Annotated in this window: 14 protein-coding genes; 6 read left to right on the plus strand and 8 right to left on the minus strand. The window is 43.7% G+C overall.

Annotated elements, in window-relative coordinates; all coding sequences use genetic code 11:
• Positions 1 to 84: 84 nt before the first annotated feature.
• Positions 85 to 1,767, minus strand: a complete 1,683-nt coding sequence (locus MHN09_RS03555) for an acyl-CoA dehydrogenase family protein (protein WP_049587138.1) — start codon at positions 1,765 to 1,767, stop codon at positions 85 to 87.
• Positions 1,768 to 2,016: 249 nt separating this feature from the next.
• Between MHN09_RS03555 and MHN09_RS03560 the strand changes: the two genes are divergently transcribed.
• The 3 genes from MHN09_RS03560 to MHN09_RS03570 all read left to right on the plus strand — a co-directional run bounded on the left by MHN09_RS03560 (position 2,017) and on the right by MHN09_RS03570 (position 4,903).
• Positions 2,017 to 2,817, plus strand: coding sequence for a PaaX family transcriptional regulator (locus MHN09_RS03560; protein ID WP_049587139.1), 801 nt, complete (start codon positions 2,017 to 2,019; stop codon positions 2,815 to 2,817).
• A 185-nt stretch (positions 2,818 to 3,002) separates the two neighbouring features.
• Positions 3,003 to 4,115, plus strand: coding sequence for a hypothetical protein (locus MHN09_RS03565; RefSeq protein WP_014950290.1), 1,113 nt, complete (start codon positions 3,003 to 3,005; stop codon positions 4,113 to 4,115).
• Between the two features lie 320 nt (positions 4,116 to 4,435).
• Positions 4,436 to 4,903, plus strand: a complete 468-nt coding sequence (locus MHN09_RS03570; RefSeq protein WP_014950289.1) for a hypothetical protein — start codon at positions 4,436 to 4,438, stop codon at positions 4,901 to 4,903.
• 204 nt (positions 4,904 to 5,107) lie between these two features.
• Here MHN09_RS03570 and MHN09_RS03575 read toward each other — a convergent pair whose 3' ends face one another.
• Positions 5,108 to 6,451, minus strand: coding sequence for a M24 family metallopeptidase (locus tag MHN09_RS03575; protein ID WP_239239168.1), 1,344 nt, complete (start codon positions 6,449 to 6,451; stop codon positions 5,108 to 5,110).
• Between the two features lie 160 nt (positions 6,452 to 6,611).
• On the minus strand, positions 6,612 to 6,992 hold the full coding sequence (locus MHN09_RS03580) for a VOC family protein (RefSeq protein ID WP_049587211.1): 381 nt from the start codon (positions 6,990 to 6,992) through the stop codon (positions 6,612 to 6,614).
• A 105-nt stretch (positions 6,993 to 7,097) separates the two neighbouring features.
• Here MHN09_RS03580 and soxR point away from each other — a divergent pair, with 105 nt between their 5' ends.
• Positions 7,098 to 7,574, plus strand: a complete 477-nt coding sequence (gene soxR / locus MHN09_RS03585) for a redox-sensitive transcriptional activator SoxR (RefSeq protein ID WP_049587142.1) — start codon at positions 7,098 to 7,100, stop codon at positions 7,572 to 7,574.
• Between the two features lie 6 nt (positions 7,575 to 7,580).
• Positions 7,581 to 8,570 (plus strand): 23S rRNA (adenine(1618)-N(6))-methyltransferase RlmF, encoded by a 990-nt coding sequence (gene rlmF / locus MHN09_RS03590; RefSeq protein ID WP_049587143.1) that lies wholly within the window; start codon positions 7,581 to 7,583, stop codon positions 8,568 to 8,570.
• Positions 8,571 to 8,688: 118 nt separating this feature from the next.
• Here the strand turns inward: rlmF and MHN09_RS03595 are convergent, their stop codons facing one another.
• From MHN09_RS03595 to MHN09_RS03615, 5 genes are all read right to left on the minus strand, one after another.
• Positions 8,689 to 9,411, minus strand: a complete 723-nt coding sequence (locus MHN09_RS03595) for a TorF family putative porin (RefSeq protein ID WP_014979915.1) — start codon at positions 9,409 to 9,411, stop codon at positions 8,689 to 8,691.
• A 138-nt stretch (positions 9,412 to 9,549) separates the two neighbouring features.
• Positions 9,550 to 10,767, minus strand: a complete 1,218-nt coding sequence (locus MHN09_RS03600; RefSeq protein ID WP_049587146.1) for a choline transporter — start codon at positions 10,765 to 10,767, stop codon at positions 9,550 to 9,552.
• 170 nt (positions 10,768 to 10,937) lie between these two features.
• A complete protein-coding gene (gene betA / locus MHN09_RS03605) occupies positions 10,938 to 12,590 on the minus strand; it encodes a choline dehydrogenase (RefSeq protein ID WP_049587147.1) in 1,653 nt (550 codons plus the stop codon).
• An 18-nt stretch (positions 12,591 to 12,608) separates the two neighbouring features.
• Positions 12,609 to 14,075: a betaine-aldehyde dehydrogenase gene (gene betB, locus MHN09_RS03610; RefSeq protein WP_014950281.1), complete on the minus strand. Its 1,467-nt coding sequence runs from the start codon at positions 14,073 to 14,075 to the stop codon at positions 12,609 to 12,611.
• Positions 14,076 to 14,755: 680 nt separating this feature from the next.
• Entirely contained in the window at positions 14,756 to 15,619 is an 864-nt protein-coding gene (locus tag MHN09_RS03615) for an META domain-containing protein (protein WP_049587149.1), read from the minus strand.
• Positions 15,620 to 15,806: 187 nt separating this feature from the next.
• Here MHN09_RS03615 and MHN09_RS03620 point away from each other — a divergent pair, with 187 nt between their 5' ends.
• Positions 15,807 to 16,322 (plus strand): Mpo1-like protein, encoded by a 516-nt coding sequence (locus tag MHN09_RS03620; protein ID WP_049587151.1) that lies wholly within the window; start codon positions 15,807 to 15,809, stop codon positions 16,320 to 16,322.
• The last annotated feature ends 30 nt before the right edge of the window (positions 16,323 to 16,352 follow it).

Here is a 16,352-nt window from a genome sequence, read left to right on the forward strand (position 1 = left end):
GTCCTTTAACTTAGCCCGCTAGGCTTGCAGGACTGTTTCGCGATTAAAAGGCTTCCATTTAGACCAAAATTCGTACACCAAAGGTCAACAGGCCCTAGACGATACCTGCCCAAACGCAATAATTTTCTCAAACGGTGTGGTGTCGGGTAATGTACCTAAGGCAAAACCACATGCATTGCCAAGCCTTGATTCACAGAAGGTGTGGGCAATGTCGATAAGGGCGTTGTCGTTATTAAGTGACGTAGCAAGAAGTGAACATGCTTGTAGCGCTAGCGCCATTTGTTCTGTTAAATATCGGCTGCGCGTTTCCATATTCTGCGTGTTTGATAGCTCGTCGAATAGCTTACTAAGATGAATATCATAGTGCTTGTTTTTGCCTGCTTGTGTTTTAAGCTCACTAAACAAAGCCTCTTTAACGTTGGGCTCTTTGGCGAGTGCGCGCAGTACATCTAAACATTGTACGTTTCCGCTTCCTTCCCAAATAGAGTTCAGAGGCGCTTGGCGATAGTATCGTGGCATGGGGTTTTCTTCAACGTAACCAATACCGCCTAAACACTCTTGAGCTTCGTTAACAAACATAGGCGTGCGTTTACAAACCCAGTATTTTCCAATGGCGGTGGCCAGCCTTGCCAGTGCAGCTTCATGATTATCGCTCGATGCACTATCAACCGCTTTGGCAACGCGCATAGTGAGTGCAGTAGCAGCCGCACATTCAATGGTGAGGTCTGCCAACACATTTTGCATTAAAGGCTGATTGACTAAGGTCTTGCCGAATGCGTCGCGATGACTTACGTGGTGTAAGGCGTGAATCAGTGATTGTCGCATAAGTGCTGATGAGCCAATCATACAGTCTAACCGCGTAAGCGACACCATATCTATGATCACCGGCACACCACGACCTTCTTCGCCAATCAAATATGCCGTGGCTTCCTGAAATTCAACTTCAGACGATGCATTGCTCCAGTCACCCAGCTTGTCTTTCAAACGCTGAATTCGCACGTTATTGAGTGCACCATTTTCCAACAACCTAGGTAGTAAAAAACAGCTTAGTCCGCCTTCGGCTTGCGCAAGTATAAGATGAGCGTCGCACATGGGGGCTGAGAAAAAGAATTTATGCCCTACGATATGGTAACTTCCATCAGCCTGTTTAACCGCTGTAGTGGTATTACGCCTAACATCCGACCCACCTTGTTTCTCAGTCATCCCCATACCAATGGTCAGTCCATGTTTCTGACTAGCTGGCAGGGAACGAGGATCATAAACACCATTAATGGTTTTCTCTAGGTATACGGGTGGCAGCTGCTTTCCATACCGCATGGCCGGAATAGCTGCGTGGGTCATAGTCAGCGGGCAAGACGTGCCAGACTCAGCCTGATAATGCATATACATTAGCGCTGCCCTGAAGGTGTGTGCGCCTTCAATGCCTTCATGCTTCCACGAATAGTTGTGTACATTGTGCTGCATCGCACTTTCCATAAGCGCGTGATAGCTGGGATGAAACTCAACATCGTCAATGCGGCGGCCATAGCGATCGAATGTGTGGAGAGTTGGCTTATTCTTATTAGCAAGCTCTCCGTGAGCCATAAGTGCATCCCCCGCGATTTGACCATACTGGCCTAATAACCCTTCGTCATGCTGGTGGGATGATGGCAAATGCTGATCGACTAACACGCGCAGTAAGGTGTCATCACGCCACAAATTGTAGGGCGTGGAAATGGTGGGTTGGTTTTCTACAACGTGCGTAACAAATCGATTTGATGAAGTCATGGCATTTCCACTTGGTGAATATACAAGGTGTACCCTTGAAATGGGCTTTTACTTTAAAGGGCTACGTTAAAGCACTATCTCCAAGTACTACCTTAAAACATTACATTAATAGTTGTAAATTGGTATTTCATGTAATATTTGTGCGCGGCGCGTGTTTATATAATGATGAATGCGTATATGTTTGGCCTTAAGCCAACTTATATTTTAATTAAAATTACGTCCTATCTGAGACAAAGAAGTAAATAGAGTTTGCAATTAGAAAAACAGAAAAAGCCCAATGCAAGAAAGCTACTGCTAAAGCTATTGGGCTCCCGTGACAATATTCAAATGAATGCCAGCGCAGCTGTTCGCGTAGGGGCGCTGTTTGGTATTTCTGAAAATAACATTCGGGTAACGCTCACGCGTTTACAGTCTGCACAGCTTATTACCTTGGTTGAACGCGGTTTTTACAAGCTGGGCGACAAAGGCATTCGTTTTGCAAAGGAAATTCATCAGTGGCGAGAGGATGAGGATGGGCTTGTACCCTGGCAAAACGATTGGGTTGTCGCTCAAACCAGCACGCTTCCTAAAAGTGATAAAAAGCAGCTCAGAAATAATGAACGAGCGCTGAAGCTTTTGGGGATGAGAAAGCTGACAAACGACGTTTACCTCAGACCGAACAATTTCTCAGGCGGAGCAGTAGAAGTAAGAGACAAACTTTACACACTTGGTCTATCGAGAAAGGCGCTCGTGTTTAGTGCCAGCGACTTTGACACTAAAGCACACAGCAGGGCGATGGGATTATGGAGCCACCTAAACCTAGAGGCACTTTATAAAGACGGATGCATCGAAATAGAGGAATCTCTTGCTCGATTAACGTCTTTACCCCTTGAAGAAGCAACCAAAGAATCTTATGTGATAGGAGACAGGGCGTTGTACCACTTGGTGTTTGACCCCTTATTGCCATCGCCACTTGCAGATGTAGCAATGCGTGAGCGCTATCGTAATCTAGTAAAACGGTACGATGATGCTGGCGCACAAATTTGGCACCGCTTTTTAAATCAAAACTAAGCGAGATTAAAGGTAAACAGCTCAAAAAGAGGGTTACAGATACGTTACACACAGTTGAGCGTAAATTTCACATATAGATGTATCGTGTAAGAACAGTCAGAAAGATGAGACGGTAAGTAATTATTTGGCCGCATAGAACGCTAAGTGTAATTAGCTCTAATGGAAGTAGCGTAAATGGAGAGAAGATGACCGCATCAAGACCGTTATTTAAGCATATTCGCAATCATACAGCGCTTTTTAATGAGCTTTCTCAGTATCGAAACGCCGCTGTAGATACCTTGGGGTTTACGGGGTATGAATTTCATAAAACGCCAAAGTTTGTAACCGAAGATGGAAGTCGGCTTACCATCGAACCAGAGAGAAGCATTGTACTGCCTAAAGTTCATGCGTTGTCGGGCTTGAAGAATAAGCTGACACAGGCTATTCCCACGTTACATATGGTTGAGCATAGTGAAATAGGCTATCGCTACCCAACGGCAGCGTTGGCTGGGCTAGACGCGCCATTTATTAAACGTATGCGTTCTGAGTATTTTCACAAAGTGGATGAAGATAGAAGTATTTGCCGCCCTGTGAATTTGTCGTTCGGAATTAAAAGTCGCGGAAAAGCTGACAACCGACAAGAATACGAAGTGTGGATGCCAGACGAAGCGCCAGATCAAAATCCGCTTCCTTTGCTCATCAATGCCTATGGCGAAGACTTACCCGATGATGTAAGACACTTTGTTGAACAACCCTCTAGAGTACACGGTTGGATGGGGGTTAAGCGGGCAGCATTTGAAGCGCTTTACACAAACAAGCAACATTGTGGTGATTTGATCATTTGCGTCGCCATGAGTGTAGACGCCTACAACATTGGCGCTAAACCTGATCTAGCTTATTCTCCTGAAGCAGAAAGCTCTATTGCTGTAAGCAACGCAGAGTTTGAGTGGGAAATAGAGGGGTACTATGCTCCGCGAGGCTGGGCGTTTGACCATGATGAAGTGTGGGCAGCAATAAATCACACGTTAGAAGCTATCAATGCGCCGCTCGATGATTTATACGGCAACGAAATCATTCCTATTGCCGAAAGTAAAACGGAGCGAATTTTGTCAACATTGCAATCACTGGGCGTTAGGCAGGAAGAAGTAGACGAACTCAATCTTCAGCCTTGGGAGTTCATGCTAACCGAAAGTGAGCATAGGGTTAAAGCGCACGATCCCAGCCGCTCAGTTAATTTACTAGGTAGACTAAATCGACTCTTTTACCAACCAGAACAGCAGTTGCCTTCACTAAATTGGATGCATGATCTGATTTTATAGGTTTAAACTTTTAAGATTACTCTACTGCCCGATTTTATTTCATATCGTTCACAAGGCTAGGCGCGCTGAAAGCAATTTCATGCGCGCTTTTTTATATTCCTTCTGAAGTCATTCTGTAACTAAAAAGACTTATATGTAAAATTTTATATATATATATGTTTGTTGTTGTAAATAACTTTCAGTTTTGTCGTGATCTGTCTGTTTATTTTGCTATTTCTGTAATTAAATTACGAAAAATGCTTTATTTTTTGAAAGTATTGTTCATAATGTATTCATCACTCAGGTGATATCTAATTTAGTTACAAAATAGGAATTCAAAAATGAAACTGTCTACTTTCGCTATTGCTCTAACACTATCTGTTGCTGCCACTCAATCTTTCGCAAAAGATGTTGTACTAAAGCCAATTAACGACAACATCGAAACACAAGCATGTTTAACTGCTGCTGAAGATGGTTTTGGTCCTGCATTGCGTCTTATCCGTTCAAAAGGTTTTAATGCAGAAGAGTTCAGTGCATCTGTACGTTGCAACGGCGAATCACTTCGCACTTTTGCTTACATGTACAAAAACAACAAGGCGACTGAGAACGCGAAAACTGTAGCACTTGTTGCTAAGAACCAAGATGTTGCGTCACAGGCTTGTCTAGAAGCGCTTTCAGTAGGTAAAGAAGCGGCACTAGCGAAGTTTGGTTTGGAAGGTGAGAACATTATTTGTAACCACAAAACAATGTCTGATTTTGTTCGCGAATATAGTGCAGAGAACGTAGTTGTTCGCACTGCTGCTGAATAAGACTGCGTTTTAGGATAGCAACCTACTGCTAATATTTAGTACAGTTTCATGGCCTTTCGCTTGAAAGGGCGAAAGGCCTGACACTTTACGCTTCGCTTAATTTAATTCTACATGAGTCTTCTCGCATCGGCCAACCTTTAGCCGCACCGTTCAGTTTTTTCATTTCGTATAGGCCTTAAAATAGGCGTAACGCTCCACCTATAGTTATTGGATTTCATCTAAATGAATCAAATGAAACTCAGTTTGCCTGCCATCTAAATAGGTTACTGACCGACCGTCAAAAAATGCATCTTCTTCCAGCATAATTCTAATTTCTTTGTTCCACTCTTTAATAAAGCTTGCTGCATTGAGTTCTATCGAATAAGCCGTTTGTGCAAACACTGGATAGTCACCTTGAACTGGTACTCCTTCCTGTGCATCCCACATTCCTATCGTTGGACCTGCCGCGTGCCCATGAAAACCAAGCGGGTGGGTGTAAATAGCGGGTGTAATGCCTTGTTCGATAGCCTGCTGTCGCGACATACTCAAAATAGTGTTACCTGTTCTGCCTACTTTAAAATTACCGGTCAGAATGTCCTGCAACTGGTTTCCAGATTTAAGTGCTTCTTTAAGTGAAGCTGGCGCGTCTTTTTCACCAAGCTTTAACACGTAAGCATGCTGCTGTTGATCAGTATTAAGTCGAAGGTAAGTAATGCCGAAATCGACATGAATGAGATCGCCCGGCCGAATGATGTTTTCACCAGGACGCTTGCTAAACGCGGTAATTTGGTCGAAGACTTCACTGTCTTTACGTTGAATTGAGACAGTAGGATGAAACCAGTTGGTCAGCCCTAAAGCGCGCGTTTGATCACGCAGCCACCACACCACATCGTCTGTAGTTGTCACGTTAGGGGTTATAACTTCATTTGAAAATGCCGTTGCTATTAGTGAATGACCAATTTGATTAAGTACCGGATAATATTGCATTTCAAGGTCACTGCGCGTTTCCAGCCAACCGATTGAGAGTCTTTCGCCACTTACAACGCGGCTTTTCAGCGCTTCAGGAAGTACAGCCATAAATTTATCGTGTTCGGTAGAGGTCATACCATCAGCGAGCGCAAATGAATCAGACGTATTAATGGCAATTTTAGCGGGATTCCGAGCTTCGATAACGTGCTTCAATGCCTTCCACTGGTCGGGTTGTGCTTCCTTATCCCACGCTTTTTTAAATAGTGACCCTACCGCATATCTTGCAACGGCCAAACGTTCTAGCGGTTGACCATTGCCGGGGTTATAAATGACTAACATGGTATGACGTCGTGCGGAAATCCAAGTAGAAGGTAACATGGTTTTTAAAACGGGATCTTCGTTGTATTCCCGGGACATTAACACCCACATGTCGATGCCTTCACGCTCCATAATTTGGGGCAGCACGGAGTTGAAGCGTTCAACGGTGATCTTGTCAATCAGCTCGCTTCGCTGTTTCATACTAAGAATGTTATTCGCCCATGCGTTTGCCGATAGGGACAACATTACTAAACCTAAACTTATCGCTAGTAACTTTCTCATCCATGTTTCCTGTCTATTATTATTAAAATGATCACAGTGCGCGTCCATTTTTAGTAAACAAACCTAGCAAACAAAAATACAAAGTAAAACGCGCACGAGTGAGGTAACGTTAATCTAACACTAAATTTGAAAGTTCAGCTAGGCGTATCACTTAATAGCCCTAGTTATATGAAACGACTTCAATCTCTATGTTTTGCTGAGCCATGAAATAAAAGCGTCTACCTGGTTCATAATCGCCATGGCTAAAAGTATTGAAATTTAGTGCCAGAACCCGCTGCTCTGTTTCGTCTAAATTAGGCACAACAATACCGATGTGGTTGATATTGGCGAGGGTTTTATAATCGCTTTCAATATCATTGATAGTTTTAGGTCTGTAAAGGGCGAGGTAGTCTTTATCGTTTCCTACGTGCACCGTGTAGCCGTCATTTTTGGCGCCGCCGCTCCACCGTACTTTCCAACCAAATAGCGTACAAAGTAAGCTGGCTAGCTCATCTGGGTTTTCAACGGTGATATTCGCGTGCTCTAAGTATGCAGTTGTCATGTGTTTTTCCTTGTGTAGATAATCAACGAAAAACAGCTTAATATCTAAAGCTAACTTTAGATCAAGCATTTTTTACCCGTAATTTGAAATTGGAAAAAGGGCGTTATGGCACCAGAACCTATGGTAAGCATTGGCTTTATTGCTAAACGTACTGGCAATGCTGTTTCATTAATTCGCTATTATGCCAACGAAGGGCTTATTCCTTCTGTGCGCACAAGTGGCGGAAATAGAGCCTTTCCTCGCTCTGTTATTCGCAGGGTTTCTTTTATTTTAATAGCGCAAAACATGGGTTATTCCCTTGCTGAGATAAAGAGTCTGTTGTCTACACTTCCAGACAACAGAACGCCAACACAAGCTGATTGGGCAAAATTAAGTACGGTGTTTAATCAGCATATCGAAGCAAAAATTGCAGCGCTGACCAGTTTGAAGACGTCGTTAGAAGGCTGTATTGGCTGTGGGTGTTTGTCATTAGACCGCTGTAGGCTTTACAATACCGACGATAAAGTGGCAGCCCAAGGTAGCGGTGCCCAGTTGCTCGATGAAAACGTGCAATACCAGTTCTTAGTTTCACACAAAAAGTAGCGCTTCATGCACCCAAAAAATCTTCACAAGAACGGCTATCCTATGGATACGCTGTGCCAGACATACCCAGCGCTCAAGTCTTTTCTCGTTCGTGCTAAAAGCGGCAATACCAGTATAGATTTCACCAGCCCAAAAGCGGTGAAGGTGCTTAATGCGGCCTTACTTCATCACTACTACCGTCTTGAATATTGGGATATTCCTGATGGCTATTTATGTCCCCCTGTACCTGGAAGAGCAGATTATATCCACGGTATTGCTGATTTATTAAAATCAACGAGCAGCAGTGCACAGGGTGAGCAGAGTCAACAGGGGAAAGATCAAAACGTTCGTGGGCTTGATATAGGCGTGGGCGCAAATGCTATCTATCCTATTATCGGCGTTACAACCTATGACTGGTCGTTCGTAGGGAGTGACGTTGACGACGTCGCAGTAAAAAGTGCTAAAGCTATTGCTAGTAAAAACAGTGTATTAGCCCATAAGTTCCAAGTGCGTAAACAATTGAATAGAGCAAGTATTTTCAATGGTGTGATTAAAGAAAACGAACGATTTACTTTTACGATGTGCAATCCGCCGTTTCAAAAGTCTGCGCAAGAGGCACTGTCAGGCACGCGAAGGAAGACATCTAATTTAACCCGCAATAAACAGAAACGAAGTGGTGCGAAGTTAACCGATAATCGTGAGCAAGGTTTTGAGCATCGTACATCCAAGCTACAAGGTAAAAATGCCGCTTACCAAGGTAAGGACGCAAACTTAAATTTTGCGGGCCAGGCGAATGAACTGTGGTGCGAAGGTGGTGAACTTGCCTTTATTCAGCGCATGGTTAAAGAGAGTGTCTCTGTAAAAGACAATGTAGAATGGTTCACCTGCTTGGTGTCGAAGAGTGCCCATTTGAAACCAATTAAAACCAGTATTGATTATTACGGTGCTGCGCAGTGTAAAGTGATTGATATGGGACAGGGAAGTAAATTGAGTCGTTTTGTTGCGTGGACTTTTTAACCGTCGTATCGCTAAGTTAAATTGACCGAGTACAGTTGAAGCAGCGTAGTGCGAACACGCATAGCATTTGCTAAGGAAAGTGGCTCTTGTTCTGAAGAACCACCTTCCAATTCAACGTTTAGAAGCTGAAGGTTTTTGACACACCAAACACAATGCGCTCATCGGCGGTATCAAAATCAAGATTGGTGTTTTCAGCAGCAATTTCGAAATCGAACCCTTCATAGCTTGTTTGGTAAGCCAAACGGTAGTGGTAGAAAGAGGTGTCATCACCATTCCACAGCCACTTGTCACTGTCTAGTGAGTTAGATACGTCAAAGCTTGCACGTAAATGATGGTTGGGGGCGAGTTCAAAGGTATGAGCAACCATTGCGATAGCGTGTTTTGCGCCTGTTCCAAAGTAATCCCACGTGTACCAGAAGTTTAGTTCTGAACTACCGTAGTCACTGGCATAACCAAACTTGGTATACACCTCTGGGTAATTGCCATCACTTGAATCATCGCCACCGTGATAAGAGTAATAAGCGATGCCGTAGTCCAAACTCACCGTTTCGGTTAGCATTTGGTAACGACCCACGTAAAAATCCCATTCAAGGTTTGTATCGCCACCAAAATCTACATTAGATGCCCACGTGCCTGCATAAGTGCCGTTATCAAATGCTTTATCAACGCCGCCCTGAAGAGCCGGGTCGTTTTGCGTTTGGCTAACGCCGTTGAAGGTATAATCTGAAACCGCAGAGATATTGGCGCTCCAATCAGCGAATGAAGCTGAAGAATATAACGCTGCGACAATAGCCACTGTGAAAATATGCGTGGATGTAAAAAAAGAATTCAATTTTTTCATTGTTAAACACCTGTTTTTATCATTGTTTTATTTGGCCCGCTTCCTAGTTAATGCGCTCTTACGCAAGCTTCGGGCAATACTTACCCCCATTGGCTCAAAATGAGCCAATGTTAAGAAGGTAAAAAGTAAATGATTTAGTTAGTTGAGATTTTCTATCTTGGTAAAGTCGATTTTGTTTTCTTTCGGCGATGTTTTGATGGCCGTCACCGATTTAAATTTCTGACTTAGAATGAAAGCAAAGCAGCTAAAGAAGATAGTGATAACTAACGCACCCACCCACTGAATTTGCAAGAAGTCTAGTTTGAACAGCAACGTAAGTAGCGAAAGCGCCACGATATTGAGAGCAATGTAATTGCCTTTACCGATGCGTTCAACGGTCATGTTTAGATTATCTGTGTACAGTCTAATCAGTGAATCAAGTGAGTTGATCACAAAGACGACACCCACGCATACCATGGCTAAATTGGTTATCCCCTCAGTAGGAATACCGGCACTGTGATAGTGGTACAGTACTGAAAACCAAGCCGCAATCGGGATAGATGGAATGACCATCATAGCCAACATGACTTGATAAGTTTTAAGACCGCCCACGAAACGAGACGTAAACTGACCAATCATGATGCTCCAGCTGAACCACCAGAATAGATAGAACTCGTGATACTCATTAATGGGTAATACGAAGTTATCGATGTTCGCAAAGTACCCGCCAATAAGACCTAGGTTGGTAAAATAAGCCGTTATCTCACTTTCACCAAATACAAATGCAGCCGCCCACATGCCAATAATAAGCGCTATAAATACCCATGTGGTTGTTAGGCTTAAAATACGCACGTATTTAATGCTAGTGCTCGAATATACGGCAAAAGCAATGGCTGCAAACACAATCAGGTAGAACGCAGGCACGACAGATTCTCCGTCGCCTATCGACGGTAAATACCACGGAAGGTTAGACAGTAATAGAAACGCCGTGAAAGCACAGGTTCCGATGATTACAACGTTGTTTACGAACTTAACAACGGGAAGCTCGAAGAACTTTACTTTCGGTTCGATTACGCAGAAATAAAAACAAGTAAGAAAGTAGAATCCCCAAATTAAGAATCCCCAGAACCCAAACTCAATGGCGAGCGGATTGGTGAAGGCATATTCAGGACTTGCGCTTATGTCAGCATAACCAGCAAATTCAGTGAGCGGGAACATAATAAGGCCCACGTCCAAACCTGAGGTAAAGAGAATGGCAATAAAGGTAAAGGTTCTAACTGGCGTTACGCCGACCACTTTCATGTTGCCCCATTTAAACAAAATATAGGCTACAGAAAGTAGAGTGAAAATAATGCCTGCACTAAGCCATACTGTCATTATCACCCTCCCAATATTGATAAAAATGAAACATGTTTTTTCCTTTTTTTCGTTATTAAACAGTCCACCCAACTACACATTAAAGCCTTATATTAAAGGCGGTATGTAGGCACTGTGGAAGGTGCGCTTGTTTTAACAACAAGCACACTGGTGCGAGCTAGTTTAAAAATTTAGCGTTGCTTTGTTTGCCAATGCGGGTGAATATCCACGGGTACATTTTGTGGTGGCAAAGCAGGTTTACCCAGAATGATGTCTGCCGCCTTTTCCGCCACCATGATGGTTGGCGCATTTAGGTTTCCGTTTGGAATTGTGGGGAAGATAGAAGAATCCACCACTCGCAATCCTTCAATGCCATGAACATTGGTTTGAGAATCTACCACTGCCATCTCATCTTCCCCCATTTTGCAAGAGCATGATGGATGGTAAGCGCTCTCAACGGCTTCACGCACAAAAGCGTCTATTTCTTCATCCGTCTGAATGTGCTCGCCAGGCTGAATTTCGCCGTCTCTGAAGTCGTCGAATGCTGACTGTGCGATGATTTCTCGTGTAAGTCTTACGCATGCTCTAAACCCTTCGATATCATCTGGATGCTGCAAATAGTTAAACAAAATTTTAGGTGGAACCGTCGGGTTAGCCGACTGAAGGGTTACGCTACCTCTACTTTTAGGTTTGTTGTGACCTACGTGCACTTGAAAACCATCGCCATCAAACGCTGACTTTCCGTCGTATCGAATAGCGGCAGGCAAGAAGTGGTACTGAATGTCAGGCCACTCTACGTCTGCTTTCGAGCGAATGAAGGCGCAAGACTCAAAGTGATTCGTAGCGCCTAACCCAGAACGGTTTAACAACCAGCGAGCGCCGATCAACCCTTTTGAAATTAAGCCCAGTTTGCGATTTAACGTAATTGGCTGTTTACACTTGTACTGGAAATAAAATTCCAAATGATCTTGCAGGTTTTGACCCACACCCGGCAGGTGGTGCTTAACATCGACACCTGCTTTTTCAAGAATATCTTTGTCGCCAATTCCAGAAAGCTGCAGGATGTGTGGCGAGCCAATAGAGCCGGTGCTTAAAATCACTTCGTTAGATGTGGCGGCAGTCTCGGTTTTACCGTTAACTACATATTCAACGCCTTTTGCGACTTTATCTTCCAGCACAACTTTAGTAACCAGCGCGCCAGTCACTATAGTTAAATTCTTACGCGATTTTACCGGGTCAAGATATTCACGGCTTGCTGAACTGCGTACACCGTCTTTCACGGTCATATGCATAGGGCCGAAGCCTTCTTGCTGCTTGCCATTGTAATCGCTAGTGATGTCGTAGCCCGCCTGTTCGCCGGCTTTAATGAAGGCCGTATAAAGCGGGTTCTTCATTTCGTTACCGTTGTTAACGCCGAGTTCACCATTGCCACCTCGGTACGCGTCGTTACCTTTGTACCAGGTTTCAGCTTTTTGGAAATAGGGGAGGCACGCCTGATAATTCCAGCCCTCTGCGCCGTGAGCTTCCCATTCATCAAAATCTTTAGCGTGGCCGCGTACGTATACCATTCCATTAATGGATGACGAGCCGCCCAACACTTTACCGCGTGGGCAGTGCATCTCACGGTTGTTTAAATAGGGCTCTTTTTCAGTGTTGAATTGCCACGCATACTTGTCGGTATTCATAGGAATAGACAGCGCCGTTGGCATCTTGATGAAAATGCTTTTATCTGAGCCACCGGTTTCCAGTAGCAACACCTCGTGCTTTGGGTTTTCTGATAAGCGGTTCGCTAGCACGCAGCCGGCAGAACCAGCTCCAACAATAATGTAATCAAATGTCTGCATATGTACTCCTACTGCGGCTTAAAACGGGCTCTCAATTTGGCTCATACCTACATAAACCGATTTGGTCTGTGTGTAGCTATTAAGCGTTTCAACGCCGTTTTCACGTCCAATGCCAGACTGTTTGTAGCCGCCTACAGGCATTTCAGCCGGAGAGTTACCATATGCATTTATCCAGCAAATACCGGCTTGAAGCTGGTGGATAACGCGGTGCGCGCGCTGGATATCCTTACTAAATACACCGGCAGCTAAACCTAGCTCAGTGTCATTCGCGCGTGCGATCACTTCGTCTTCATCATCGAAAACTAACACGCTCATTACTGGTCCGAAGATCTCTTCTTTAACGATAGTCATATCGTCAGTGCAGTCAGTGAAAATTGTTGGCTCAACAAAATAGCCATTTGGCGCAGATGCCGGAGAGGCAGCGTTCCCGCCGGTTAATAGCGTTGCGCCTTCTTCTTTTCCTTTGGCAATATAGCCAAGTACCAGCTCTTGGTGCTTTTTAGAAATAAGTGCGCCCAGGTTTACGTTGGGGTCAAGTGGATCGCCCATAACAATGTTGTTTTCGGTACGGGCTTTAAGCTCATCAATAAAGGCTTGATAAACAGAACGTTGAACGTAAACACGGGTGCAGTTAGTGCAGATTTCACCTTGGGTATAAAAATTACCAAGCATAGCGGCGCTAATAGCTTGGCTAATGTCGGCATCTTCGAATACTACAAGCGGTGACTTCCCGCCAAGCTCCATTGTCACGTCTTTTAAGTTCGACGCAGCGGCGCTTTGCATCACTTTTTTACCTGTGCCTACCTCACCAGTAAACGATACTTTCTCTATGTCAGGGCTGTTTGTAAGCCACTGGCCTACTTGTGCTGCGCCTTGAACCACATTGAATACGCCGTCAGGTACGCCAGCTTCGGTGAAAATTTCAGCCAGTTTAAGCGCACCCATTGGGGTTTCTTCTGACGGCTTAAATATAAACGCATTACCTGCGGCAAGGGCGGGGCCTGATTTCCAGCAAGCGATTTGAATAGGGTAGTTCCATGCGCCAATACCGGCACATATACCTAGCGCTTCTTTGCGCGTGTAGAAGAAATCGCCACCCACAGGTTGCTGGGTACCTAGTTGAGTAGGAGCTAGGCCGGCATAGTACTCAATGACATCAGCGCCAGTTTCAATATCAACACAGTCGGCTTCTTGAATAGGCTTACCGGTATCGAGTACTTCAAGCTTTGCGAGTTCGTCATTACGCTCACGAAGCAATGCAACCGCTTTATTAAGAATGCGGGTTCTTTCAATTGGCATCATTGCTGACCACACTGAAAAACCTTCTTTAGCGCTTTTGATTGCTTCTTGTTGAATAAACTCATCAGCCACTTCTACGTGGTAAATTACCTCACCGGTTGCGGGGTTGGTTACAGCAAAGGTTTCTTTGCTTTTGTTTGCCATCGGCTTGCCGTGAATGAAATTCTGATAAGTCGGTAATGACATGCATAAACTCCTACTTTTAAAAGGACTAAAACTTTCGCCAATTTGCGGGTACTGCGAATTAACTTCTATTACGAATACCTAATACGTAGAAATAGTTTCAAAATGATGAATAGTGTTGAAACTATTTTCTCTATTGAGTTGCTAACTTGCACGAATAGAACACTTTCGCTTAGTAAAAGTCACCCTGTAAAAACATCATCACCTACTGCGCCCATGACGCATTATTGAAGGTTTTAGGACGTAATGTCGCACGTCTTTTTACTGACGCTTTTATTTTAATTGGTCGTTCAATAAAAATAAATTGTATAGTGTTCTAACTATTGTTTCAACTTGTGAGCATTGTTACAGACGCGTAATTACTAGGAGTAACTTGCGAAACTTGCTGGTAAGTGAATGATTTTAAATGGTAAAAGTGTAAACATTAAATATATAAAGAATTAGCTATCCCCATGCTTAATTCCTTTTTGATTGACCAATTAAAGGTGCGAAAATGTTTAACTGAAACTAATTGAGTTGGAGGTAAGGGTTAACCTTGCGGGGCTAAAAGCAATTGCTCTAAGCAATTTGATACTGTTGAAAAGAGAAGTTAAAAGGGCAGCTGAGGCCCTTTCATTATGTCAGGTAAATATTAAGGTAGAAGAGACTGAGCCTAAAACAGAAAAGTAAGCGTCGATTTCGCTTTAGGTGCTTAAACTACAATGGTAATAACCTGAGTTGATCGATAGGGTAGCAACATCACCTTTATTCCAAAACACTACGTTCTTGTTGTTGGTGTATTTTGCCCCCGATGCTGAACGTGATAACTGCACAATGTGATGGGTGTTGTTTAATGATAAAGCCAATGTGTCAGGCCCCAGCGTATTTACACGTAATGTAGCGAGATTGGCATTAGGCGTTTCACATTTGTACGTTTTGGTCGACTCTTGTTCATTTGAGCCAACCACATCTTGTTTTTGCGATGACGCCAGGTCAGACAATTTCGTATCTACATTACTTTTTGTCGCACTTGCCGATTTGTTTGTCGTCGATTGAGAAATCTGTGCAGCAATCGCTCTAATCGTTTCATTATCACTATTGTCGTAAAGCACCAACCAAGTATTTTCCACTATCGAATAACTTGCCGATGCGGCCAACATTTCGATGAAGCGTTGCTCTTGTTTCATCAGTGCAGGCGCACATGCCTTTTTAGTGAGAATGAGCTTATCAGTGGAAAAGGATTCAGCTGAGCTTTTATTACTAAATACCGTATCGGCTTCATCAACATCTAGCGCTCCGGTAAACTGATTACAACCTGTACTGCCGCTTACTCTGCTAGTGTCTCCGTTTGAATTTACGTTAAGCGTAACATGGCTGAAATCGATAATTCCTGCTCGGTCTATACTTTCAACCTGCCAATGACTGTCCGCTAACGTAAGGGGTTTGCCTTCGGTATGCTTTTCACTACCTTCACTTTCATTTGAATAGAGAGAGGAGACCGAGCTGCACGCTGTTAAAGAAAGAAGCGCAGAACCTGTCAAAGCCCAAAGGTACTTCCTGTAAGTCATGAAAACTCCAATTGTTTTTAATCAATTTCACTATGATTCGCGATAGCCAACTAAGTTCATCTTTAATCGTTGAGCTCAAATAGCACGAAGAGCACCACTATACCTCCACTTTGTCGTCAAAACGACAGTTAGTAAGCGAAAGAAGGGAGTAAACTAACACCTTGATATAACTTATGGGTGACGCAGTATGAAAAATTTAGAACAGCACTTGAGTGAGTACGCCAAGTACCACAGAGATCAAAGAAACATATACACCCATTACGTCGGTATTCCGCTAATTGTTTTTTCGGTTTTCTGTCTACTAAGTAAGCCTGCGTTTCTAGTTAGTGCGCCAATTTTTTGGGATATGATCATAAGCCCAGCGCTCTTTGTTTGGGCTATTGGTAATGCGTTCTACATTAAGTTAGATATAAAACTTGGCATAGTGATGACGCTTATCACGGGGGCTATGGTCTATTTCGCTCAACCCATCGCACAGAATGAAGTGGGAACATGGCTTGCTATATCACTTGGTATTTTTATTGGTGGTTGGGTGCTACAGTTCATTGGTCATCACTATGAGGGTAAAAAGCCTGCGTTTGTCGACGACATAATGGGGCTGGCGATAGGGCCACTTTTTGTGCTTGCGGAATTAAGTTTTGAGCTAGGCCTGAGAAGTGCACTTAAGGAAGAGATAGAGCGCCGTTCTGGCTCTGTAAAGTAATCACTTCTAAACAACGCGTTGAAGTAACAA

Source organism: Alteromonas sp. MmMcT2-5 (assembly GCF_022348315.1).
GTDB lineage: Bacteria > Pseudomonadota > Gammaproteobacteria > Enterobacterales > Alteromonadaceae > Alteromonas > Alteromonas macleodii.